At 44.4% G+C, this 23,440-nt stretch carries 24 protein-coding genes; 16 read left to right on the top strand and 8 right to left on the bottom strand.

Annotated elements, in window-relative coordinates; translation table 11 throughout:
* Positions 1-85: 85 nt before the first annotated feature.
* The 3 genes from JRG66_RS10595 to murB all read left to right on the top strand — a co-directional run bounded on the left by JRG66_RS10595 (position 86) and on the right by murB (position 3,187).
* Entirely contained in the window at positions 86-457 is a 372-nt protein-coding gene (locus JRG66_RS10595; RefSeq protein ID WP_265162739.1) for a DUF1573 domain-containing protein, read from the top strand.
* Between the two features lie 526 nt (positions 458-983).
* Positions 984-2,174, top strand: a complete 1,191-nt coding sequence (locus JRG66_RS10590) for a pyridoxal phosphate-dependent aminotransferase (protein WP_265162738.1) — start codon at positions 984-986, stop codon at positions 2,172-2,174.
* Positions 2,174-3,187 carry a UDP-N-acetylmuramate dehydrogenase gene (murB, locus tag JRG66_RS10585; protein WP_265162737.1) on the top strand — a complete coding sequence of 338 codons (1,014 nt, stop codon included), beginning with the start codon at positions 2,174-2,176 and terminating at the stop codon, positions 3,185-3,187. The genes JRG66_RS10590 and murB overlap by 1 nt, the downstream gene beginning before the upstream one ends.
* A gap of 75 nt (positions 3,188-3,262) precedes the next feature.
* Here murB and JRG66_RS10580 read toward each other — a convergent pair whose 3' ends face one another.
* Together JRG66_RS10580 and JRG66_RS10575 are read right to left on the bottom strand one after the other, a co-directional pair.
* Positions 3,263-3,877 (bottom strand): fasciclin domain-containing protein, encoded by a 615-nt coding sequence (locus JRG66_RS10580; RefSeq protein ID WP_265162736.1) that lies wholly within the window; start codon positions 3,875-3,877, stop codon positions 3,263-3,265.
* 146 nt (positions 3,878-4,023) lie between these two features.
* Entirely contained in the window at positions 4,024-4,635 is a 612-nt protein-coding gene (locus JRG66_RS10575; RefSeq protein WP_265162734.1) for a fasciclin domain-containing protein, read from the bottom strand.
* 166 nt (positions 4,636-4,801) lie between these two features.
* On the opposite strand from JRG66_RS10575, the gene JRG66_RS10570 reads away from it, so the two are divergent.
* The 6 genes from JRG66_RS10570 (at position 4,802) to JRG66_RS10545 (ending at position 10,970) form a co-directional block, all read left to right on the top strand.
* Entirely contained in the window at positions 4,802-5,008 is a 207-nt protein-coding gene (locus JRG66_RS10570; protein ID WP_265162733.1) for a membrane or secreted protein, read from the top strand.
* Between the two features lie 14 nt (positions 5,009-5,022).
* Positions 5,023-6,123, top strand: a complete 1,101-nt coding sequence (locus JRG66_RS10565; RefSeq protein WP_265162732.1) for a glycosyltransferase — start codon at positions 5,023-5,025, stop codon at positions 6,121-6,123.
* Entirely contained in the window at positions 6,114-6,683 is a 570-nt protein-coding gene (locus JRG66_RS10560; RefSeq protein ID WP_265162731.1) for an RNA polymerase sigma factor, read from the top strand. The genes JRG66_RS10565 and JRG66_RS10560 overlap by 10 nt, the downstream gene beginning before the upstream one ends.
* 128 nt (positions 6,684-6,811) lie before the next feature.
* A complete protein-coding gene (gene lipA / locus JRG66_RS10555) occupies positions 6,812-7,681 on the top strand; it encodes a lipoyl synthase (protein WP_265162730.1) in 870 nt (289 codons plus the stop codon).
* Positions 7,681-8,715, top strand: a complete 1,035-nt coding sequence (gap, locus tag JRG66_RS10550) for a type I glyceraldehyde-3-phosphate dehydrogenase (protein ID WP_265162729.1) — start codon at positions 7,681-7,683, stop codon at positions 8,713-8,715. Before lipA ends, gap begins: the two co-directional genes overlap by 1 nt.
* A gap of 29 nt (positions 8,716-8,744) precedes the next feature.
* Complete coding sequence (locus JRG66_RS10545; protein WP_265162728.1) at positions 8,745-10,970, top strand: response regulator; 2,226 nt, start codon at positions 8,745-8,747, stop codon at positions 10,968-10,970.
* An 83-nt stretch (positions 10,971-11,053) separates the two neighbouring features.
* Here the strand turns inward: JRG66_RS10545 and lpxK are convergent, their stop codons facing one another.
* On the bottom strand, positions 11,054-12,070 hold the full coding sequence (lpxK, locus tag JRG66_RS10540; protein ID WP_265162727.1) for a tetraacyldisaccharide 4'-kinase: 1,017 nt from the start codon (positions 12,068-12,070) through the stop codon (positions 11,054-11,056).
* 209 nt (positions 12,071-12,279) lie between these two features.
* On the opposite strand from lpxK, the gene JRG66_RS10535 reads away from it, so the two are divergent.
* From JRG66_RS10535 to JRG66_RS10515, 5 genes are all read left to right on the top strand, one after another.
* The gene (locus JRG66_RS10535; RefSeq protein WP_265162726.1) at positions 12,280-13,374 is read left to right on the top strand and encodes a Nif3-like dinuclear metal center hexameric protein; all 1,095 of its coding nucleotides are present in this window, start codon (positions 12,280-12,282) and stop codon (positions 13,372-13,374) included.
* 2 nt (positions 13,375-13,376) lie between these two features.
* A complete protein-coding gene (locus JRG66_RS10530; RefSeq protein WP_265162725.1) occupies positions 13,377-14,156 on the top strand; it encodes a zinc ribbon domain-containing protein in 780 nt (259 codons plus the stop codon).
* 253 nt (positions 14,157-14,409) lie between these two features.
* A complete protein-coding gene (locus JRG66_RS10525) occupies positions 14,410-14,985 on the top strand; it encodes a hypothetical protein (RefSeq protein WP_265162724.1) in 576 nt (191 codons plus the stop codon).
* Position 14,986: 1 nt separating this feature from the next.
* Positions 14,987-15,646, top strand: coding sequence for a peptide-methionine (S)-S-oxide reductase MsrA (gene msrA, locus JRG66_RS10520; RefSeq protein WP_265162723.1), 660 nt, complete (start codon positions 14,987-14,989; stop codon positions 15,644-15,646).
* Between the two features lie 58 nt (positions 15,647-15,704).
* Positions 15,705-17,201 carry a potassium/proton antiporter gene (locus JRG66_RS10515; protein ID WP_265162722.1) on the top strand — a complete coding sequence of 499 codons (1,497 nt, stop codon included), beginning with the start codon at positions 15,705-15,707 and terminating at the stop codon, positions 17,199-17,201.
* A 69-nt stretch (positions 17,202-17,270) separates the two neighbouring features.
* Here JRG66_RS10515 and JRG66_RS10510 read toward each other — a convergent pair whose 3' ends face one another.
* Entirely contained in the window at positions 17,271-17,702 is a 432-nt protein-coding gene (locus tag JRG66_RS10510; RefSeq protein WP_265162721.1) for an organic hydroperoxide resistance protein, read from the bottom strand.
* A gap of 64 nt (positions 17,703-17,766) precedes the next feature.
* Here JRG66_RS10510 and meaB point away from each other — a divergent pair, with 64 nt between their 5' ends.
* Positions 17,767-18,852 (top strand): methylmalonyl Co-A mutase-associated GTPase MeaB, encoded by a 1,086-nt coding sequence (gene meaB / locus JRG66_RS10505; protein WP_371875347.1) that lies wholly within the window; start codon positions 17,767-17,769, stop codon positions 18,850-18,852.
* A gap of 109 nt (positions 18,853-18,961) precedes the next feature.
* Here the strand turns inward: meaB and JRG66_RS10500 are convergent, their stop codons facing one another.
* From JRG66_RS10500 to JRG66_RS10485, 4 genes are all read right to left on the bottom strand, one after another.
* A complete protein-coding gene (locus JRG66_RS10500) occupies positions 18,962-19,549 on the bottom strand; it encodes a phosphatase PAP2 family protein (RefSeq protein ID WP_265162719.1) in 588 nt (195 codons plus the stop codon).
* Between the two features lie 3 nt (positions 19,550-19,552).
* Positions 19,553-19,780, bottom strand: a complete 228-nt coding sequence (locus JRG66_RS10495) for a DUF8828 family protein (protein ID WP_265162718.1) — start codon at positions 19,778-19,780, stop codon at positions 19,553-19,555.
* A 9-nt stretch (positions 19,781-19,789) separates the two neighbouring features.
* On the bottom strand, positions 19,790-21,166 hold the full coding sequence (locus JRG66_RS10490; RefSeq protein ID WP_265162717.1) for an MATE family efflux transporter: 1,377 nt from the start codon (positions 21,164-21,166) through the stop codon (positions 19,790-19,792).
* 64 nt (positions 21,167-21,230) lie between these two features.
* Entirely contained in the window at positions 21,231-22,646 is a 1,416-nt protein-coding gene (locus tag JRG66_RS10485) for a M20/M25/M40 family metallo-hydrolase (protein ID WP_265162716.1), read from the bottom strand.
* A gap of 170 nt (positions 22,647-22,816) precedes the next feature.
* Here JRG66_RS10485 and JRG66_RS10480 point away from each other — a divergent pair, with 170 nt between their 5' ends.
* A complete protein-coding gene (locus tag JRG66_RS10480; RefSeq protein WP_265162715.1) occupies positions 22,817-23,416 on the top strand; it encodes a hypothetical protein in 600 nt (199 codons plus the stop codon).
* The last annotated feature ends 24 nt before the right edge of the window (positions 23,417-23,440 follow it).

Below are 23,440 nucleotides of genomic sequence, written 5' to 3'. Positions count from 1 at the left end.
AAAAGGCGATGCAGCCGATTGCCTTTTTATTTGCTATAATAAACAGATTAGTAGTATATTTACAATTCTGAAAAAACTAAAAACCATGAAAAAATTAATTGCAATTGCCATTTTTGTTTTTGCAGGCTTTGCTGTACAGGCACAGGAAACGGCAAAAATTGAATTTAAGTCTGAAGTAATAGACTACGGCGAAATAGAAAAAGGCAGTGATGGCGTTCGCGTGTTTGAATTTACAAATACTGGAAGTGTGCCCCTCGTAATTACAGACGTTACTTCAAGCTGTGGGTGTACCATCCCCGAAAAACCTAAAGATCCTATCGCCCCAGGAGAAAAAGGGGAGATCAAAGTGAAATACGACACTAAAAGGGTAGGCCCAATTAGAAAGACCATTACCGTTTATTCTAATGCCGATGTTCCTGCCAAATCAATAAAGATCAAAGGAAAAGTTCTGGAATAAAACTTTCCAGAAATGACATTTTTGAAGAGGTTGTTTTAAAAGCTGCCACTCCGTTTTTCTGATGAATTTCAGAAGCACCTGCAACAAAAAGCAGGTTGACGGAAACGGGCTTTTAAAGCAGCCTCTTTTTTATTTTCAGCAGTTTTACAAGCACAAATTGCCATTTTTGAAGGATCTGAAGCTCTACCCTTCTCCTCCTCATAAGTTTTTCTGAAAAAGTTTCAATTTCTCTACTTCGGAAGTAAAAAAAGGCAGCTTCAAAATATTTTTTTTGAAAGGTTAAGCTCTTTCATATTCTCTTTTCGCCAGTTTTGCTGAAGTATTTCAGAAGCACCTCATAATTTCAGCTTTAACCTGAAATTTTCAGCTTTTCAAACACCAATATCACTAAGAAATTTAATCTTCATCACAATTCATCGGCAACTCCTGATGCTTTAAGTGGAATATCCTTCAGAAAGGATAAAAATCTCGAAAAATATTATTCTCAATTTAAAATTTTGCAACTTTGTAGGCCAAAATTTTAGATATGCCACATATTTCCCGTAAAGGGCAGGCTATGCCCGAATCTCCTATAAGAAAATTGGTTCCTTACGCCGAAGCAGCGATCAAAAAAGGCCGAACCATTTACCAGCTAAACATTGGTCAACCCGACATTAAAACTCCTGCAAAAGCACTTGCAGCCGTCAAAAATACCGATATTGAAGTGCTTTCTTACAGCCATTCTGCAGGTTTTGAAAGCTACCGCAACAAGCTGGCCAGCTACTACCGGAACCACAACATCGAAATTTCGGCTAACGAACTTATCATCACCACAGGCGGGTCTGAAGCCCTGCTTTTTACCATGGGCAGTATTTGTGACGCGGGCGATGAAGTAATCATCCCCGAGCCATTTTACGCCAATTACAACGGTTTTGCCACAGCATCGGGCGTTACTGTAGTACCCGTAAAGTCAAAAATTGAAGACAGTTTTGCGCTGCCTCCAATTTCTGAATTTGAAAAGCTCATCACACCAAAGACCAAGGCAATTTTAATTTGCAACCCGGGCAACCCCACCGGTTACCTCTATACAAAAGAGGAGATTGATCAACTGGCCGAGATCGTTAAAAAGCACGACCTCTTTATTGTAGCCGATGAAGTTTACCGCGAATTTGCCTACGACGGTGCAAAACACCATTCTATTATGAGCGTGCCAGGCCTGGAGCAGAACGCGATTATGATAGACTCTGTTTCAAAGCGCTACAGCATGTGTGGAGCACGAATTGGATGCGTGGTTTCCAAAAATGCCGATTTTATGGCTACGGCCATGAAGTTTGCCCAGGCCCGCCTAAGCCCGCCTACTTTTGCACAAATTGCCAGTGAAGCCGCCCTCGATACAGAACAGGAATATTTTGACGAGGTCATTGAGGAATACACTTCGCGAAGAAATACGCTGGTTAAAGGTCTTGAGCAGATTGAAGGCGTTAGAGTGGCCAACCCAAAAGGCGCTTTTTACTGTATTGCCGAACTACCCGTTGCAGATGCCGAAGATTTTGCCAAATGGCTGCTAGAGAGTTTTGAGATGGATAACGAAACGGTAATGATAGCACCGGCTGCAGGTTTCTACTCCACCCCAAACACCGGGACAAACCAGGTAAGAATCGCCTATGTTCTTAAAAAGGAAAATCTTGTAAGAGCCATAGAAATCTTAAAAGAAGCTCTTAAGCAGTACAAAGGCTAATGAAAATACTGTCCAACATTTCCCTGAAGCCCTATAACACGTTCGGGATAGATGTTAAGGCCCGTCATTTTGCAGAAGTAACTTCTTTAGACGAGCTGCGGGAGGTTTTAAAGAACAGCTACGCTTCCGAATTATTTATTCTTGGTGGCGGCAGTAATATGCTGCTCACAAAAGATGTTCAAAAGACCGTGGTATATATCAATCTAAAGGGAATTGAAATCCTTGAAGAGCGGGAGAATGACGTACTGGTAAAGGCCATGGCCGGTGAAAACTGGCATGAGTTTGTCTTGTACTGCATTGATCATTCTTTTGGCGGCCTCGAAAACCTATCGCTCATTCCGGGAAAAGTGGGCACGGCTCCAATTCAGAATATTGGCGCTTATGGCGTAGAGCTTAAAGATAGTTTTGAAAGCTGCACCACGCTAGATGTTCAGACGCTGCAGTTAAGAACTTTTACCCGTGAAGAATGCAGGTTTGGCTACAGGGATTCTGTTTTTAAAAATGAAGCTAAGGGCAGGTACATTATTACAAGCGTTAATTTCAGGCTTAGCAAGAAAAATCATAGGCTGAATACTTCCTATGGCTCCATAGACCAGTTTTTGGAAGAAAAAGGTATAAAAACGCCTACAATAGCCAGTGTTTCTGAAGCTGTTATAAGCATAAGACAGTCTAAACTTCCAGACCCCAAAGAATTGGGCAACAGCGGAAGCTTTTTTAAAAACCCTGTGGTTTCCAAAGAGAAGTTAGAGAAGCTGCATAAGGAATTCCCTGAAGCCCCTTTTTATGTAATTGACGAGCAGCAGGTCAAAATCCCTGCCGGCTGGCTCATTGATCGCGCCGGTTTAAAAGGCTATCGCGAAGGAGACGCCGGGGTACACACAAAACAGGCGCTGGTGCTCGTAAACTACGGAAATGCCACCGGCCAGGATATACTCAAGCTCGCCGAAAAGATCCAGCAGAAAATCTGGGATATGTTCGGGATCGAGATTTCTCCCGAAGTCAATATTATCTAAGAGCAGCAAACATTAAAAAAGGCTTTCAAAAATGTCATTTTTGAAAGCCTTTTTCTTTTTCATTGCCAAATTTCACTACTGCTCGGCAGTGATGGTCAGCCTGTTAATCCCTTCAGGAAGCAGGACTTTATCTATGATAAAACCGGTGCCGTTTTCAATTTCAAAACTTTCGGAGATGTTGGCTTTTTCACCAGTTGCGCCGGTAAGCACAATTTTATCGCCCTCCAGGCTAAATGTGATATTTTCACCTTCAAAAGTAGGCAGCACAAGAGAACCCTTAGCATTTTGAATTTCCTGTTTTAGCTCTTCCTGTGTAAAATCAGCTTTTACCATGTGGTATGGGATCACAGATTCTGGGCTGGTTTCTAAAATGTCATAGCCCTGCTGCCTGTAAACCCTACTGTAAGCCCTGTTACTTGGCGCAAATACCATGTAAGGCCCGTTTACGCTGTCTAAAGTATCTTCCACATTCCAGGTGTTGAGGCCGGTGGCAAAGGTACTTAGCTCAGGGTTTCCTTCAATTGCGTCTACTGTAGCGTTGCGCTGGCGCAGCTCTTTAACACGCTCATCAAAATTTTCTTCCTGCACCTCAGGAGATTGGGTGTCGGCATTATTAGTTTCGTTGTTTTTACAGGCGCCAAGCAGCATAATCAGAAATCCGCTCAACATCATTATATTCCTCATTTTCATAATAATATTATTTTTCGGGTTCATATTTAATCTACTAAAAAAGTAAGGGAGAACCGAGCCATAAATTATAATCCTACGTTAATTATATTTTCTTCTGAAGGAAAATTCTTAACCTTCAGTATAAAAGATCAATGAAATTCTCGCAACTACTCCCCATTTTCACCGGGTTGCAAAACATTATCAATAATATGGTAAACTCCGTAGTACTCGTCCATATTTGAAGTCACAATTGAAGCTTTATTCCCCAGCACATCGGTAAGTACAATTTTGTCTCCTTCAAGGCTGGCCCAGAGTTTCTCGCCCAGAGCAGTTCTAAACTCGTACCTGTCATTTTCTGAAGCCCTGATCCTTTCCCGAAGATAATCTACGGTCATTTCACCTTCTACCATGTAGTAACGCATAAGGTTGGCGTTAGACCTGAGACTGTCATTATCGGGATTCATTTGCCTGGCCGGGATGCGGTCATACGCGGCGTTTGAAGGGGCAAAAATGGTATAGATCCCTTCCTTTCCTTTAAATTCTTCTTCAAGGCCAGATCTCTCAAATTCTTCAGTAAAGGCAGTCAGCTCGTCATCTTCGCGCATTCTGGCGAGCATATAACTTCTCGGCATCGGCCTGTCGGGACTGTTTAATTCATCTTTTTTTTCTTCCGCAGGAAGAATATCTGTCTCTGAATCACTCTTGTTTTCGTTATTTTGACAGGATATTAATCCGGCAAAGAGAAATATGATCAGGATTTTAGGTAATTTGTATATCATATCGGGTATTTTTTAGCATTATATGCAATTTACTATCCTAAAAAACCAATCCCTCCCGCACAGCAATAAATTTTAGTTAAAGTTGTGTAAATGAAGCATTAAGAAAAAAATCTCATTCCCTTCTTATAGTGCTCATTATTCGTTATTTTTGCACCAAAATTAAATTATGGAACTCATATTAATCACCATAGCACTTTTAGGACTTGCAGTTGCCGGGATCGCCATTAAGATTTGGGGAAAGAAAGATGGAAAATTTAGCGGAACCTGTGCCAGTCAAAGCCCTTTTCTCAACAAGGAAGGAGAAGCCTGCAGTTACTGCGGAAAGCTTCCCGATGAAGCCAGAGACTGCAATGAACCACAACCGGTAAAATAATTCCTGCCACTTAAATGCTAAGCATCCTTATTGCCTTTGTTCTCATTGGCCTAATCAACCTGTGTTACTACCTGGGCTTCTTCAGGTTTGCCCTGGCCAAAAATGAAAATCAGCCGGCATATAAGGACCTCCCGGTTTCGGTAATTATTTGCGCCAAGAACGAAGCCGTAAACCTCCGGAATTTCCTTCCTGCAATCCTGTCACAAGACCACCCCGATTTTGAGGTGGTAGTGATCAACGATGCCTCTGTAGACGAGACACTCGAGGTGCTTGAAGATTTTCAGCTGCGCGACGACCGGGTGAAAATAGTAGATGTTCAAAACAACGAAGCCTTTTGGGCCAACAAAAAATACGCAATTACCCTGGGCATCAAAAAGGCCAAAAAGCCTTACCTCTTATTTACTGATGCCGACTGCCGACCCGAGACCGGCCAGTGGCTTAGGGAGATGAGCGCCCACTTTGAAGACCAGAAGAGCATAGTGCTTGGCTACGGCGGGTACTTCATTGAAACCCGCTCCCTGCTCAACAAACTTATCAGGTTCGAGACGCTTTTTACGGCAATTCAGTACTTTTCTTATGCCAGCTGGGGGAAACCCTACATGGGCGTGGGCCGGAACCTCGCCTATACTTCCGAAGAATTTTTTGCCCAAAATGGGTTTGCCACGCATTTGCACATCAAATCTGGCGATGATGACCTTTTTGTAAACGGTGCAGCGAACAGCCACAATACGGCCCTGTGTTACTCTCCCGTGGGCATTACACGCAGCATTCCCAAAACAAGCCTTAAGGCCTGGTTCAGGCAAAAGAGAAGGCATGTTTCGGCCGCTTCCCATTACAAAAAAGAACACCGGTTAATGCTGGGGCTTTTTTACACTTCCCAGCTCCTGTTCTGGATCTTCTTTTTTATCCTCTTAAAAAGCCCTTTTTGGCAGGTAGCTTTATTCTTACTTGCACTAAGATGGATTGTACAGGGCGTGGTTTTTTACAACTCGGGGAAAAAGTTTGGGGAAACCGATCTTTTCTGGATTTTTCCCTTTCTAGAATTGTTCCTGGTTTCGGCGCAATTGGTTATATTTATCTCTAATATTTTTTCAAAACCCACTAATTGGAAATAGAGCCAGACCTGCTTCAGCAACAAATTGAAAAGGCCAAAAAAGGGAAACAAACAGCCTTTAATTATCTTCTGGACCGGTTTTGGAATGATGTTTACGGCTTTCAGCTTAAACGCACCCAAAACGAATATGATGCCGAAGACATCACGATCCAGGCATTTTCGAGAGCCTTCGATAAAATTGACACTTTTGACCCCAAATACACCTTCAAAACCTGGATCATTACCATTTCCAAGAATATTCACGTAGACCTGGTAAGAAAGAAGAACGCTTCGATACGCGCCCGCACCACCGATGAAGAAGATGAGCGCGTACACCGCATTCCCGATGAAACGCCCAGTATAGAAGACACTTTGATCACCGAACAAAACCTGGCCCAGCTGCTCATAGACATCAAAAAACTGAAACCGCACTACCAGGAAGTGATCCACCTGCGGTATTTTCAGGAAAAGAGCTACAAAGAAATCGCAGCCCAGCTTCAGGAGCCCATCAACAACGTAAAGGTAAAGATCTTAAGGGCAAAAAAACTCCTGGCCGAAGTCATCGAAAAAAGGACTTCCTAAATGCCATTTTTGAGACTTCAGCATTCAAAAAGGTCATTTTCTTCGGAAGTTTTTATGCTGAAAAGGGAAAAACACCGCCTGCATTTAACGTTTGTTTTTAGGCATTCTAGTTGTACCTTTGCCCACCTATGGAAACACAGCAAATCCCTACACAAAGAGCGCCCAAACCTAAGTGGTTAAGGGTAAAACTACCTACCGGAAAAAAGTACACCGAGCTAAGAGGTGTAGTAGATAAATACAATCTTCATACAATCTGCACCTCCGGAAGTTGTCCAAACATGGGAGAATGCTGGGGTGAGGGCACTGCCACTTTTATGATCCTCGGAAATATCTGTACCCGTTCCTGCGGATTTTGCGGCGTAAAAACCGGAAGACCCGAAACGCTGGACTGGGATGAGCCCGAAAAAGTGGCCCGCTCTATCAAACTGATGAAGATAAAACATGCTGTAATCACCAGTGTAGACCGTGACGACCTTAAAGACATGGGTTCTATCATGTGGGCAGAGACCGTGAGCGCCATTCGCCGCATGAACCCCGATACCACCCTCGAAACCCTCATCCCTGATTTTCAGGGAGTGGAAAGGAACATTGACCGCATCATCAAAGTAAATCCTGAAATTGTTTCCCACAACATGGAAACCGTAAAAAGGCTTACCCGCGAAGTAAGAATCCAGGCGAAATATGAGCGCAGCCTTCAGGTGTTGAAATACCTGAAAGAGCAGGGAGTGAACAGAACCAAGTCGGGCATCATGCTTGGATTGGGCGAGAAAGAAGATGAAGTGATACAAACGCTGGAAGACCTGCGGGCAGTAAATCTTGATATTGTAACCATAGGCCAGTACCTGCAACCTACAAAACAGCACCTTCCGGTACACGAATTTGTGACTCCAGAACAGTTCAAGAAATATGAGACCATCGGACTTGAAATGGGCTTTAGGCATGTGGAAAGCGGTGCCCTGGTAAGATCTTCGTATAAAGCACAAAAACACTTAACATAATGGAGGGCGCAAGACCTTCAGCAGTATCAAAAGAAAAGATCAGGGTTGGGATCAACGGCTTTGGTCGCATAGGCCGAAATTTGTTCAGGCTGCTCTTAGATCGTGAAGATATTGAGGTGGTGGCCATTAACGACCTCGCCCCCGCCGCCACCCTGGCCCACCTTCTCAAGTACGACAGCATACACGGGGTGCTCAAAAAAGAGGTTTCTTCCAGAGAAGCTTCCGTAGTAATAGACGGGAAAGAAGTACCCGTTTCCAATCACGCCCGTACCGCCCACATTAACTGGAGCCTTCACCATGTAGACGTGGTGGTAGAAAGCACCGGAAAGTTCAAGAAAAGACCTGAGCTTGAAGCCCACCTTCAGGAAGGTGTCAAAAAGGTCATTTTAAGCGTGCCTCCCGAAGATGACTCCATTAAGATGGTGGTCCTGGGAGTGAACGAGCATATTCTGGACGGCACAGAGGATATTATTTCTAACGCCTCGTGTACCACAAACAATGCCGCCCCAATGCTAAAGATCGTGAATGAACTGGCCGGGGTCAAAAAAGCCTATATTACCACGGTACATTCTTACACCACAGATCAAAGCCTGCACGACCAGCCACACAAAGACCTGCGACGTGCCAGGGCCGCCGGGCAATCTATTGTACCCACCACCACCGGCGCGGCAAAAGCACTTACAAGAATTTTCCCGAAGCTAAGCGATGTGATTGGCGGCTGCGGAATAAGGGTACCCGTGGCCAACGGCAGCCTTACCGATATGACCCTTCATGTTGAAAAGCGCACGAGCATAGAAGAAGTTAACGCGGCCTTTAAAAAAGCCGCTGCAGGAAGCCTCAAGCATATCCTGAAATATACCGAAGATCCTATAGTTTCTATAGATATTAAAGGCAATTCCCACTCCTGTATCTTTGATGCGCAAATGACTTCGGTAGTGGGAGATACCTTTGTGAAGATCATAGGATGGTATGACAACGAGATAGGCTATTCGAGCCGCCTCATTGATTTAATTTCCCATGTATCAATTAAATAGTTATATTTATCCACAGTTATTTTGTCCCAATGAAGAACTTTACTCTTTTAATGGTGGCGTTTCTTTACTTTTCCTTTTCCTATTCCCAGGGAAAAAGCCTACAGGAAGTAGATGAAATAAATGTCACTATTGAACAACTGTTGGAAAACGCAGAAGAGTCAATTAACAGTATACATTTTGATCAGGCTCTACGCGAACTTAACACAGCACTGGAGCTCTCAAGATCTATAGACCACCCCAGGCTAATTGCACTTTCCAGCAGCATCCTGGCCCAGCTCTACTACGTGCGCCACGAGCACGACAAAGCCGCTACAGAGCTACAACGGGCCATTTCCATCCAACGGGAAATAGAAGACGAAGAAGGCCTTGCATACAGCTATCTTAACTTCGGAAAGATCTTCACTGCCAAGAAAATTTTTGATCGCGCCACAGAATATTTCGATCTTTCGGAAGCGCTTTATAAAAAACAGGGGGATACTGAAGGAGTTGGCTCTGTAGAGCTAAACCGCGGCATACTTTACCTCAACACCGCCGAGAGGCCACACGCCGCCATTAGCCTTTTAAATTCTGCGGAAAAAAAACTGCGCATCCACAATAATGAGTACGAGCGCAGCCGGGTTCACTATTACAAAGCCCGCGCGTACCAGGCTTCAGGACAACTGCCTGAAGCAATGGCCGAATCTGAGAAAGCCTTAAAAGCTGCCCAGCGCAACAATTTTGCAGGTATGATTCAGCATACCAAGAAGGTACAGAGCGAGCTACAGGAGCAAATGGGAAACTACGAGGAAGCCTTGGCCTTACTTCGGGAGAATAACCAAATCCAGGATTCTTTATACAATCTAAATGCCGAAGCTTTGGCCGTAGACGCCAGCGCCCGTTACGGGGTAGATTCCATGAAGAGCACCATGAACGAGCTCACCCGTAAAAAAGAAGAGGCAGAACGCACGCTAAAAGTGAACAAGCTCACCACCATTTTAAGTGTGGCTTTGATCACCATTTTGTCACTGCTAACCCTGTCGCTGTATAAGAACAACAACTTAAGGGCGCGAGCCAACGATCTACTTCAGAAGAAAAATTCAGAATTGATCACAGCCAAAGAAAACGCCGAAAAAGCTTCCCTGGCCAAAGCCCAGTTCCTTTCTACCATCACCCATGAACTGCGCACCCCGCTTTATGCCGTTACCGGGCTCACCCACCTGCTGCTGGAAGAAAGCCCTACTGAAAATCAAAAGGAACACCTTAATTCGCTAAAGTTTTCGGGAGAATATTTACTTTCCCTCATCAATAACATCCTCGACCTCAACAAGCTGGAAGCTAAGAAAGTTGAAATGCTTGAAAGTTCATTTAACCTGAAAAAGAGGATCACAGATGTTTTGATTGCCCTAAAAAATTCAGCTGAAGACAAGAAGACCCAACTCCACCTGGACTTTGATCCCGAAATTCCGAAGAAACTGAAAGGAGATCCGCTTAAGATCTCGCAAATCCTCATCAACCTCATTGGCAACTCCATTAAGTTTACCGAAGACGGCGACATCTGGGTGCGGGTAAAACGCCTGAGCCAAAAAGACAACAGGGTGCTGTTGAGATTTGAAGTTCAGGATACGGGCGAGGGAATAAGCAAGGAAAAGCAAAAAGCCATTTTTGAGAACTTTACACAGGGTTCTCTCCAGATCAACCGAAAATTTGGGGGAACAGGGCTGGGGCTTTCTATTGTGAAGAACCTGCTCAATTTAATGGACAGCGAAATTCACCTGGAAAGTGAACTGGGCGAAGGCTCCCTTTTCCATTTTGAACTGAAATTTGAAGCGATGGAACCGGCCAGCCCACAGGGTCAAAAAGACAACGAGATCCCCGAACCGCTGTCAAACGATATTATGCACGGTAAGAGGATACTTATCGTGGAAGACAACAAGATCAACCAGATGATCACCCGTAAGATCCTGGAGAAGAACCAGGTGATTTGTGACGTGGCCGACAATGGTACCACCGCGATCACCAAGGTTAAAGACAATGATTTTGACCTTATCCTGATGGATATTCACATGCCGGGCATAAGCGGAATTGAAGCCACCCGGGAAATACGCAAGTTCAATGAAACTATTCCCATCATTGCGCTCACCGCGGTAACCCTGGAAGAAAGCCTTGATGAATTCTACCTCAATGGTTTTAATGATATCATCCCCAAGCCGTATAAGACAGAAGAATTCTTCCAAAAAATAAACAAATATTTAAGTCAGCAGAAAGCCACAATTTAAAAATGTGGCACAAGGTTTGAGTATAGGTGAACTCAGGTTATTGTGAAGATAGTTTGAATTAGCCAAAATATAAAAATGAGACCTTAACGGGTCTCATTTTTTTGTACATACTTTAAAACCAGTTCATCAAAGTCTTCTTTCCTGTGAAGAAAATGGTTTTGTATAGGCAGGTAGAAAATTTTCTCCCTTGAAATCTCATTTTTGAGGCGCATATAGTCTTTTTCGGTAGTGATGATAAATTCCTCGTGTTGCAGTTCCCGCAGTTCAGCTTCTGTAAAATGATGATGATCTTTATAGGCTTTATGTTCAAACTTTAGACCTAATTCTTCAAGGTGCTGCACCATGGGCTGCGGGTTGGCAATACCCGTTACCAGTGTAAAAGGCGTTTTTTGAAGGTCTTTTAAAAAATAAGACCTGTTTCTGCCCATCACCTTTTCACTGTAAGCAATGCTGCTAAAGAAAACTTCCTGCCCTGCTGTGGGTTTTAGCTGCTTAATAATCTCCATTTGCGCTTCCACAGAAAGATCTGCAGGGCATTTGGTGACCACAATCACGCTGGCCCTTTTTGCACCCGATGCCGGCTCCCTAAGGTCACCTGCCGGCAGCACCAGGTCGTTTTTATAGGTCTTTGAGTAGGAAGTGAGTAAAATATTAAAACCTGCCTTTACACTTCGGTGTTGAAAAGCATCATCAAGCAGCAGCACTTCGGGCCTTGGCTTGAGCTTTAGAAGTTCCTCTATCCCATGGCTGCGCTTTTCATCTACGGCCACAGTAACTTCAGGAAACTTAAATTTAAACTGCAGCGGCTCATCCCCTACTTCAGCAGCAGTTTCGGTACCAGTCAACAAAATATACCCGCTGGTCTTCCTTCTGTACCCGCGGCTAAGCGTGGCCACCCTGTAGCGGGTTTTGAGCAGCCGGGTGAGATATTCTACCATGGGAGATTTTCCCGTACCCCCCATACTCAGGTTGCCTACGGCAATAACCGGCAGCTCAAAACTGTGCACAGGGAAAATATGGCGGTCATAAAGCTGGTTTCGCACGCGCATTACACCACCGTAAAGAATGGAAAAAGGATAAAGAATTTTTCTTGCCGACATGAGTGCGAAGGTAATTTTTTTCCTGAAACGCAAACCATCATTTTAAGCCACTCCCGGAAAAAAGATAGTTAAAATTTGCCCTTTTTGACACCTCTGCACAGCAGACTATCTTTCTTCGGAAGGAATAAATTTATGCTGAAGAGGATAACTGAATGCGGCAGCCTGCCCGGATAATTTTTATCTTTGACAAACTCAGCAAAAAAGCAAAGATGTTAGTTAAGGAAATAATTCAGGAGCTGGAAAAACTTGCTCCTAGCGCGTACGCCGAAGATTTTGACAATGTTGGCCTGCTCACCGGCTCCCCCACCAGCCAGGTCTCAGGAATCCTGGTAACCCTGGACACCCTCGAAAGTGTGGTAGATGAAGCCATGGAGAACAACTGCAACCTCATTGTCACTTTTCATCCCATAATTTTTTCAGGGCTTAAAAAGCTTACCGGCAGCAGTTATGTAGAGCGGGCCATTCTAAAGGCCATTAAGAACGATATCGCCATCTACGCCATTCACACTGCACTCGACAACAGCTTTGAGGGCGTGAACCACATGATGTGTGAACAACTGGGGCTAACAGACAGGAAGATTCTCATTCCGCAGCCGGGAACCATTAAAAAACTGGTCACTTTTGTTCCCAAGAAAGACGCAGCCGAAGTGCGGGAAGCTTTATTTTCAGCCGGAGCGGGCTCTATAGGGAATTATGACCACTGCAGCTTTAATGTAATTGGCAGCGGCTCCTTCCGCGGAAACGCAGCATCAAATCCGGTGATAGGCCGAAGGGGAGAAACGCATTACGAGGAAGAGATACAGGTGGGCGTAAGTTTTCCGAAGCATTCAGAAAAGAACATCTTAAATGCCCTTTTTGACAGCCACCCTTATGAAGAAGTTGCCTACGAGCTTACCAGCCTTGAGAATAGCAACCAGCACATTGGCATTGGGATGACGGGATTGTTACCGGAAGAAATGGAAGAAACGGCATTTTTGGAGCAGGTAAAGAAAACTTTTGGCTGCGGGTGCATACGGCATTCGGCTTTAAGGGGCAAACCCATCAAAAAAGTTGCGGTACTGGGAGGCAGCGGCAGCTTTGCCATTAATAACGCCATTGCAGCCGGGGCCGATATTTTTATCACTGCAGATCTCAAGTACCACGACTTCTTCAAAGCTGAGCAAAGACTGGTACTGGCCGATGTTGGGCACTACGAGAGCGAACAGTTCACAAAAACCCTTCTTACTACTTATCTTAAGAAAAAATTTGCTAATTTTGCAGTCGTTTTATCAAACACAGAAACCAATCCTATCAAGTATTTTTAACTATGGCAAAAAAAACCGATGTTACTGTAGAAGAGAAGTTAAGAGCGTTGTACGATCTTCAACTTATAGATTCCAGGGTGGATGAAATAAGAAATGTACGAGGTGAACTTCCGCTTGAGGTAGAAGATTTAGAAGATGAAGTAGCAGGCCTTAATACCCGTTTGGAAAAAATGGATGCCGACCTTGAAGTGATCGATCAGGGGATCAATACCAAAAAAGTTTTGATAGAAGATGCGCGGGCATTGATCAAAAAATATATTGAACAGCAAAAGAATGTACGCAATAACCGTGAGTTCAACGCCCTGTCTAAAGAAATTGAATTTCAAGAACTGGAAATAGAACTTGCCGAGAAGCAAATCAAAGAATTTCGTGCTCAAATAGACCAGAAGAAAGAAGTTATTGAGCAAACCAAAGAGCGTTTGGCTGAGCGCCAGAAACACCTTGACCACAAAAAAGGGGAGCTGGATGAGATTCTTGCTGAAACCGAGAAGGAAGAGCGAGCTCTTATTGACAAATCGAAAGAATTTGAAGAGCAAATTGAAGACCGCCTGGTAAATGCTTACAAGAGAATCCGCAGCAGCGTGAAGAACGGCCTGGCAGTGGTTCCTGTTGAAAGAGGGGCATCTGGAGGTTCTTTCTTTACCATTCCGCCGCAGGTGATCATGGAAATTGCCGGACGCAGAAAGATCATCACCGATGAGCACAGTGGCCGTATCCTTGTAGATGAAGAACTGGCACAGGAAGAAAGGCAAAAGATGAACGAGCTTTTCCAGAGCTTCTAATTTTTCATCTGATAGTATTAACAGAACCCTTCGCGCAAGTGAGGGGTTTTTTGTTGGTATAGATTTGAGATTTGAGATAGGAGATGTGAGATTTGAGAGGTGAGATTTTTTGAGGATTGAGATTATTATCAGAAAAACTTGCGTCCTGGTTCTTGTTTCCTGAAGCGCAGCAATCTTGTTTCTTTTTCCGTTAACATCTGTTTCACAGAAATCTATTCTGGATGGCTTATCTTTAAAAATTAAACCTACAACTATGAAAAAGCTGCTTTTCATGCTCATTGCGGTGTTTATTTTTTCCTGTAAAGACGGAAACAACGCCAATTCAGAAACTTCAGAAAAAATAGATACTCAAACTATTGCTGCCGACACGCTGCCGCCGGGAAACCTTCAGGATGAAAGAAATGCGCTGCAAACAGCAAAAGAACGTGGTAACACCTCTAACGCCCCTGTAGCCGATCATTCAGGAAAATACAGAAAAACAGAAGCTGAAAATGCGACCGACTGTAATTGCAACTGCATCGAAATATCTTACGATCGGCCTACGGAATGGTGCATAGATAAAGATAAAATCTACATCAATGCCCAAAGTAAAAAAACCAGCGAGAGTACTGCTGATATTTACTTTGTTTCGGTATCAAGAGAAAATTCCCCCAACCGCTCCCTGCCCTGGGGCGAATTTGACACCAACACTCCTGTTGCTACTGTTACTTTCCAGCCCAACGGCGATGCCGAAATTGACTGGCTCGGGTTTTCAAAGAATGGGGAAGTAATGACCGATTACGCCCTGTACGGGAAAAAATCTTTAGAAGGAACATACAAAAAAGAATAAAATGAAATATTTACTGCTATCCCTGATTATTAGCCTTACTGCCTGTAAAAACTCTTCGGGTGACACAGTGACCTTGCCTGAAATTGCCAATGCCGAGCCGGTGGAAGTTCCTGTCCAGAACGGCCTCAAAAAAGCCTATTTTGCAAGTGGATGTTTCTGGTGTGTGGAAGCTGTTTTTGAAAGCGTGACAGGGGTTAAAGAAGCCATTTCGGGATATTCGGGTGGTCACACCAGAAACCCGACTTATGAAGAGAGCAATACCGGCAGAACAGGGCATGCCGAAGCCGTTGAAGTGATCTACGATCCTGAAGTGATCAATTTTAAAACCCTTACCGATGTGTATTTTGGCTCTATGGACCCCACTCAGAAGAACGGGCAGGGCCCGGATATTGGTTCGCAGTACCGCTCCATAATTTTTTACCAGAACCAGGAACAAAAAAAGATCATTGAACAAAAGATAAAAGCCCTGGCCGGGCAGTATGAAAAAGCCATTGCCGTAGAGGTACTGCCTTTTCAAAAGTTCTGGAAGGCTGAAGATTACCACCAGGATTATAAAAAACAGCATCCCAACGATCCATATATCCGGCAGGTTTCTGTGCCCCGCATGAACAGGTTCAAAGCAAAATTTCCGGAGTTACTAAAGGAGAACCAATCCGAATAAAACTTCAAAAAAGTTTATTTTTGCTTTTCTTTATACCAACGGAACAAGCCTGCTATAAATGGATATTACCACAGAGAATGTACTTTTAATTGGTTCACTTTTACTTCTCATAAGCATACTGGCGGGAAAGACTTCCTATAAATTTGGGGTGCCCACGCTTATACTTTTCCTTTCGGTGGGTATATTGGCAGGTTCAGAAGGAATCGGGAAAATTGAATTTGATGATCCTCAACTCGCCCAGTTTATTGGTATAGTTTCCCTCAATTTCATCCTTTTTTCGGGGGGGCTGGACACCAACTGGCGCAGTATTAAGCCTATTCTCTGGCACGGGATCTCCCTTTCTACACTGGGCGTTTTATTCACTGCCCTCTCCCTTGGCACCTTTGTGTGGGCCATTACAGATTTCACTATTTATGAAGGCCTGTTATTGGGGGCCATTGTATCTTCTACAGATGCGGCAGCCGTTTTCTCTATCCTCAGGTCAAAAAATATGGCTTTAAAAGCCAACCTTAGACCCACATTGGAGCTGGAGAGCGGTAGTAACGACCCAATGGCCTATTTTCTCACCATCGCCTTTTTAGGCCTGGTAGTGAACCAGGACCAAAGTCTGCTTTCCATAATTCCACTTTTCCTTCAGCAAATTTTAATAGGTGCCGCGCTTGGTTTTCTCTTCGGAAAGCTCAGTAAAATCATCATCAATAAAATCACGCTAGATTTTGAAGGCCTTTATCCTGTACTGGCCGTGGCACTCATGTTCCTGGTGTTTTCGGCTACAGACAGGCTGGGCGGGAACGGATTTCTTGCCGTATACCTGGCCGGGGTTTACCTGGGGAACCAGGATCTCATCCACAAGCGCACCATTATGCGTTTTTTTGACGGGGTAGCCTGGCTTATGCAGATTGTGCTTTTCCTTACCCTGGGGCTGCTTGTATATCCAAGTGACATAGTGCCCATTATTGGCCTGGGAATCCTGGTTTCGGTATTTCTCATTTTTATTGCGCGCCCCATAGGAGTAATGCTTAGCCTTGCACCTTTTAAGATGAAGATGCGCCGCCGCTGGTACATTTCGTGGGTTGGGCTACGGGGAGCGGTACCAATTGTTTTTGCCACCTACCCGCTTCTGGCCGGAATTGAAAAAGCGCACATGATCTTTAACATTGTGTTCTTCGTTTCCCTCACTTCAGTCTTGGTACAGGGAACCACCCTTTCAAAAGTGGCCCACTGGCTACATGTTGCCCTTCCAAAAAAGGCAAAAAGGATCTCTCCTGTTGATGCTTTTCTTGCAGACGGAACTAAATCTCTAATAAGAGAGATCACCATCCCTTCAGAAAATTTTTCAGTAGGAAAAAGAATTGTAGACCTTCATTTCCCTCGAAATGCCATTATTGCAATGATTTCCCGTGACGGAAAATTCCTCACGCCCAACGGGGCCACTCAAATTGAGGAAGACGACACCCTGATTGTGCTCATGGAAAACCAACGCAATATTGAGGCCGTTTACAACAGCCTGCACCTGGCCTATAACCCCGATACAGAAGACGACAACAATTTATAGTGTTTACTCACTTTAGGGCATAAAAAAAGAGCATTAAAAATGCCCTTTTTGAATGTTTAGGATGATGGTCTATTCATCCTCATCAAGCATGAGGTTGAGGGTAACATCAATATTATCTCGCGTAGCTCTTGAGTAAGGACAAATCTCATGAGCTTCGTTGACCAGTTTCTCTCCTGTTTCAACATCTACTCCCGGAATATACGAATCGAGCACCACCGAAAGCTGAAGGTCGCCTTCTTCGGTTGTACCCAGTTCTACGGAAGCAGTGACCGAAAAATCTCCCAGGTCTACCTTGTGTTTCTTTGCAACAACCTGAAGGGCACTGCCGTAACAGGCCGAATATCCGGCTGCAAAAAGTTGTTCGGGGTTGGTCTTTTCGGCACCTTTCCCTCCCATGGCTTTGGGCATACTCAGGTCGAGATCAAGAATTCCGTCGTCACTTCTTACATTTCCTTCCCTTCCGCCTGTTGTGGTGGCAACACCAGTATACAATGTCTTCATAATGATCTTTTATTTTGTTATTTTAGTAGTTCAATATACAAAGAAGATCTCCACCTAAAAATTAATTCCCAGTTTGAAAAATCAATCGGCCCTACACGAATCGGAGGGAACCCGCCCTTCTTCAGAAATTAATGCCGTAATGGCCAGGAAAATCAGGGATTCCCGAAGAAAGGAAACCCCGGTTGAAGAAATCTTTAACCGTCTTCGGGCCGGCGATAAGTCGGCACTAAGCCAGGGAATCACCCTGGTGGAGACCAACCAGCCAAAACAACAGGAAAAAGCGGCCCAGCTTATAGAAAAGTGCCTGGCATATGCCAATAATTCCATCAGGATTGGAATTACCGGCGTACCCGGAGTAGGCAAAAGTACTTTTATAGAAGCTTTGGGGGTTCATTTGGCCGACTCGGGGAAAAAAGTTGCGGTTCTGGCAGTAGATCCCAGCAGCACAATTTCGGGAGGCAGCATACTTGGGGATAAAACCCGGATGGAAACACTTGTAAACCACCAAAATGCTTTCATCAGGCCTTCTCCTTCGGGAGATTCACTGGGCGGGGTGGCAAAAAAGACACGGGAGACCATTATTTTATGTGAGGCTGCAGGCTTTGACACGCTACTCATAGAAACCGTTGGGGTGGGACAAAGTGAAACCACTGTTCACAGCATGACCGATTTCTTTTTACTGCTGAAGCTGGCAGGGGCAGGTGATGAACTGCAGGGAATTAAACGCGGGATCATGGAAATGGCCGATGCCATTGTGATCAACAAAGCCGATGGTGAAAACCGGAAGCCTGCTGAAAGAGCCCGGTCTGAATTTAAACGAGCGCTTCACCTCTACCCTGCAAAAGAAAGTGGCTGGCAACCAAAAGTGCTGTTGTGTAGTGCTTATTACAAAGAAGGCATAACCGAGATCTGGGATCTGGTAGCCGAATATGAGCAGAAGATGAAGGAAAGTGGCGACTTCAGCCGAAAACGCCACGAACAGAATAAATTCTGGCTGCTACAAACCATCAATGAACATTTAAAAAGCAGGTTTTACAATCAGCCGGAAATCAAAATACTTTTGAAGCAGCAGCTCGAAGCCCTCGAAAAAAATGAAACCACGCCTTTTGAAGCGGCTGCATTCCTATTAGAAAAGTACCGGCTTTTGTAAGAACTACTTCTGAAAAAACCAGCCGAATTTCTTTAGCGAGAATAAAATAAAGCCTGCCACGTAATTTGCTAAACCGCTGATTTTACCATGACCGGGCAGGCGTGACCTGTTAGAATTCTGCCCGAAAGTCGCCGGAAGTAAAAAACCTGCGCCCCAGGAACAGGAACAAACGATAAAAAACATATCCAATCACAATCCCGAAGAACCAGCCGGTAAGTACATCGCCGGGATAATGTACCCCAAGGTAAATGCGGCTGTAGGAAACGAGTAAGCCCCAGAAAATGAGCACCGGAAAGATGTGTTTCCAATACCTTTTTAGGATCATCCCCAGATAAACCACCAGGGCTGCCGAACTTGCCGCATGCGCAGAAAAATACCCAAACCTGCCACACCGCACAGCAACAAAACGTGAATATTCCATGATACCTTCCTGCCTGCAGGGCCGGGGGCGTTCAAAATAATGTTTAAAAAGGTTTGCAAGCTGGTCTGTACAGGTGATCACTAACGCAACAAGCACAAGGGAAAGCAGCGTCTTCTTCCACCCCAACGCCTTGTAGAGAAAAAACACCAGCAGCGCATAAAACGGAATGGAAGCCCATTTATTGGTAATAAAATTCCAGAAATTATCCCAGGCAGGATCCCCAAGGTTGTTGAGAAAAAGGAAAAGTTCGTGATCTAGTTCTACCAATTGTTCCATAGGCTATTCATCATATCTCGAAATTTCACGATCATAAAAGTCGTTAGCCTGTTGAATAAGACCTTCGGCTTCAGAAGCAAGTTCCTTTTCATCGGCGGCATCAAAATCTTCCAGCCACTCTACTTCATCGTCTTCAAGATTTAATATAAAACGCGGAAATTCAGTATGAATTATAAAAATGGCGTTGGGATAATCGGTATTATCACCTAAAAGGAATTTTGGGAAATCCATAGTCAGTTTTTATATGATTTGTTTCTGTGGCTCATCATTTACAGCCGATAGAAGTAATTTTTTGCTCAAAGAATTAAACCGAAGATACAACATAAAAGCAGATGCGCTAAGGCCGGCGAGTAATCCAAACCAAATTCCCATACTGCCAAGGCTGGTTTGCTTACCAAGGTACCAGGACACCGGGAAACCTATGATCCAATAGGCAATAAAGCAGATAACTGTGGGGAATTTCACGTCTTGCAAACCTCTTAAAGCTCCCAGGATCACCACCTGTAAGCCATCGCTTAGCTGAAATAATGCTGCCACAATCAACAGCTGTGCCGCCAGTAAAATTACTTCGGAATTATCTATGTACAGCGTGGGCAGCCAGTCTTTTAGAAGGATAAAACCTACAGCAAATACTGCTTCAATGATAAATACCAGTAAAAATGTAGATAATGCTATACGCCGAAGGTCGTAATAATTTGCTTTTCCCTTTTGATTTCCCACCCTGATTGTGGCCGTTACTCCCAGCCCCACTGCTACCATAAAAGTCATGGACGCGAGGTTGAGCGCAATTTGATTTGCCGCCTGCGGATTGGTACCCAGCGTACCGGCAAGAAAAACAGTGGCTGTAAATATTGCTACCTCAAACAGCATTTGCAGGGCAGTGGGAAACCCAAGCGCGAATAACCTCTTAAAAATGTCAATTTTGAGCAGGTCTTTCCGGGACCAGACGAAATATTGGCTGAACTTCTTTTTTCGCCTTAAGATCTCCCAGATAAACCAGATCATGAAAAACCTGGAAATTAAAGTTCCCAGGGCAGCGCCTTCCAGTTCGAGCCGTGGAAAGATCCAGACTCCGTAAATGAGCAGATAATTGAACAGCACATTCACCACGTTGGCAATTAAAGTAGCATACATGGCGTAGCGCGTTTGGGAAAGCCCGTCGGCAAATTGTTTGTAAGCCTGGAACAGCATAAGCGGGATCATCGAAAAAGCAACGATCTCAAGGTATGGGATTGCCAGGTCTACTACTTCAGGCGGCTGATTTAGCCTGTAAAGAAGTGGTTTTGCCAGTAGCAGCAGAATAAAAAGAAAAATCCCGTTTATTCCGCACATGATAATTCCGTGGTGAAAATAGCTTTTTCCGGCATCAATATCGTCCGAGCCATCGGCTTCAGCAATAAGCGGCGTGATGGCAAAAGAGAATCCGATTCCGAGGGAAAGCGCAATAAAAACCAGGCTATTGCCCAGGGAAACGGCTGCGAGAGGTGCGGCACCAAGGCGGCCCACCATAATATTATCGGCCAGCCCTACCAGCACGTGCCCTAACTGGCCCAACATTACGGGGTATGCAATATTCAGGTTCTTTCCAAATTCTTTTGTGTAGGCAGTAAGATGCACCTTTGTAGTTTAAGGCTTCAAAGATAGAAAGTTTAATTGCCGAACACACTAAGCCGGCATTCTTTTATTTCAGGATTTCGGGCTCGTTCTTAATATCGTCAAATCCGTATTTATCTACCAGGTAAACCAGGGAAGCCATAGTAGCAGCTCCAAGTTCAAGTTCACGTTTATTTACCGCATCAAAAGTATCGGTAGCTGCGTGGTGGTGATCAAAGTACCTTTGAGAATCGGGTCTTAAGCCGGCGAGCACGGTGCTTCCGTTTTCAAGCGGACCAATATCGGCACCGCTGCCTCCCCTGGAAAAGTAATGAATGAGGTAAGGCTCAAAAAGGGGCTTCCAGGATTCGATTTTTGCAAACTGAGATTCCCTTGCATCAAAGGAAAATCCGCGTGGCGTGAATCCGCCAGAGTCGCTTTCAAGAGCAAAAATGTGGTTCTCGCCGTTCTTTCTGGCTACTTCAGCATATTTATTTCCACCTCTAAGTCCATTTTCTTCATTCATAAACAGCACCACCCGGATAGTTCTCTTAGGGCGGATCCCCGATTCCTTGAAAAGCCTAAGCACTTCCATGGATTGTACCACTCCGGCGCCATCATCGTGAGCCCCGTCACCCACATCCCACGAATCGAGATGCCCGCCAACCACAATATACTCATTAGGGCGCTCACTCCCTTTTAGCTCCCCAATCACGTTATAAGATTCTACATCTTCATAGTTGCGGCAGTTCATTTTATAGTAAAAATCGAGGTCGTTGTTAAGCTTGAGCATACTGCTAAGGTACTCGGCATCTTTGGTGCTAATGGCCGCAGCAGGAATCCTTTTACTGTTGGGAAGGTCACCATAGCTCATGGAGCCTGTATGAGGGTAATCGTCAATTTTATGAGACAGCGATCGCACGATCACTCCCACGGCACCAAATTTTGCAGCTTCGGCCGCACCCGAGTAGCGTTGATCTACACAACCGCCATAGGCTTCAAAAGTGTGGATAAGATCGGCCCTCATTGGGCGGTTAAAGAACACCACTTTCCCTTCAATTTGCTCCCTTCCATACCTCTCAAGATCTTCAATACCCTGCACCTCGATTACCTTTGCCCTAATCCCCGTATCGGGAGTAGCTACAGAACCGCCTAAAGCAAGAATGTTCACTGTAGTTGATGGTGCTCCCGGAGACTGAATATAAGCATATTCGGGATTTCCGCGCGTCCATTTAGGCACCATAACCGGCTGTAACCATACCCGGTCAAGGCCCAGTTTTTCAAGTTCGGCTTTGGTGTAATCTACGGCACGCTGTGCATTCACAGATCCCGATAGCCGCCCCCCTATCTTGTTCGAAAGGTGATCAAGCCAGGCATACCCCTGTCCCTGAAGCAGGGCCACATCATAAAGTTTGCGAATATTAAGAGAATCTTCTTCAGAGTTAGACTGCGCTCCTGCGTTTAAAGTGAGAAGGAGAAATAGGAAAAATGAGAGTTTTTTCATAAGATTTTTACTGATCAAAAAACAAATGTAAAAAACCATTCCAAAACAGCTGTAAAATGAAAAAATAATTCGGTTTTATCTCTGAAGCCGTTTTGTAGCTTCTGAATTTTATTCTTCGGAAGAAGCCAAACTCGGGTCATTTTTCTATCTTTCGGAAAAATTTAAGCTCCTTGAACAAGCAGAATATAATAGACAACGTCTCTACTCTTTTACAGGAAGTGCCTACCTCCATGGAGATCGTTAAAGATGATCACAAACGCGAAAAGAGATTTCAATACCTGGCCACTTATATGGTAGAAAAGGCTATTGAAAAAGATGCCCTTATTACTTCCCCCGATGAAAAAGGAATAGCTATACTGTTTAAGACAAATAGCAAGGACAGGAATTTTTGGAAAGATCTTATCATGGACCTCAAGCTGGCCCTTAATGTGACCGGGATCAAAAAAGGGCTGGCCGCAATGAAAGTTCAGAAGTACGTAAAAGCTCAGCGACCAAAAGAAGGAGATTACCTTTACTGCTGGTTCTGGGGAATTTTAAGTGATGCGCGCGGCAGCGATGATGCAAAAATTGCTTATGACATGAAAAATAAATTTTATGCCATTGCCAGAGACTTGCAACTCCCTATTTATGCCGAAACCCGAATAAGACGCGTAAGCCTTGCCTACCGCCGGTATGGTTTTGAACTGTTCAATGAGTGGGATCATCCCAGTGGCGATAAAATGTACTTTTTAAAGTACACCCCGCCGCCAAAAGATGATAAACAGCAGTAAGATCCTGCCAATAAACGCGTCAAA

It is taken from the genome of Salinimicrobium tongyeongense (assembly GCF_026109735.1).
GTDB classification, from domain to species: Bacteria; Bacteroidota; Bacteroidia; order Flavobacteriales; family Flavobacteriaceae; genus Salinimicrobium; species Salinimicrobium tongyeongense.
Note: the sequence above shows the minus strand (reverse complement) of the source record. Positions and strands in the feature narration are given on the sequence as shown.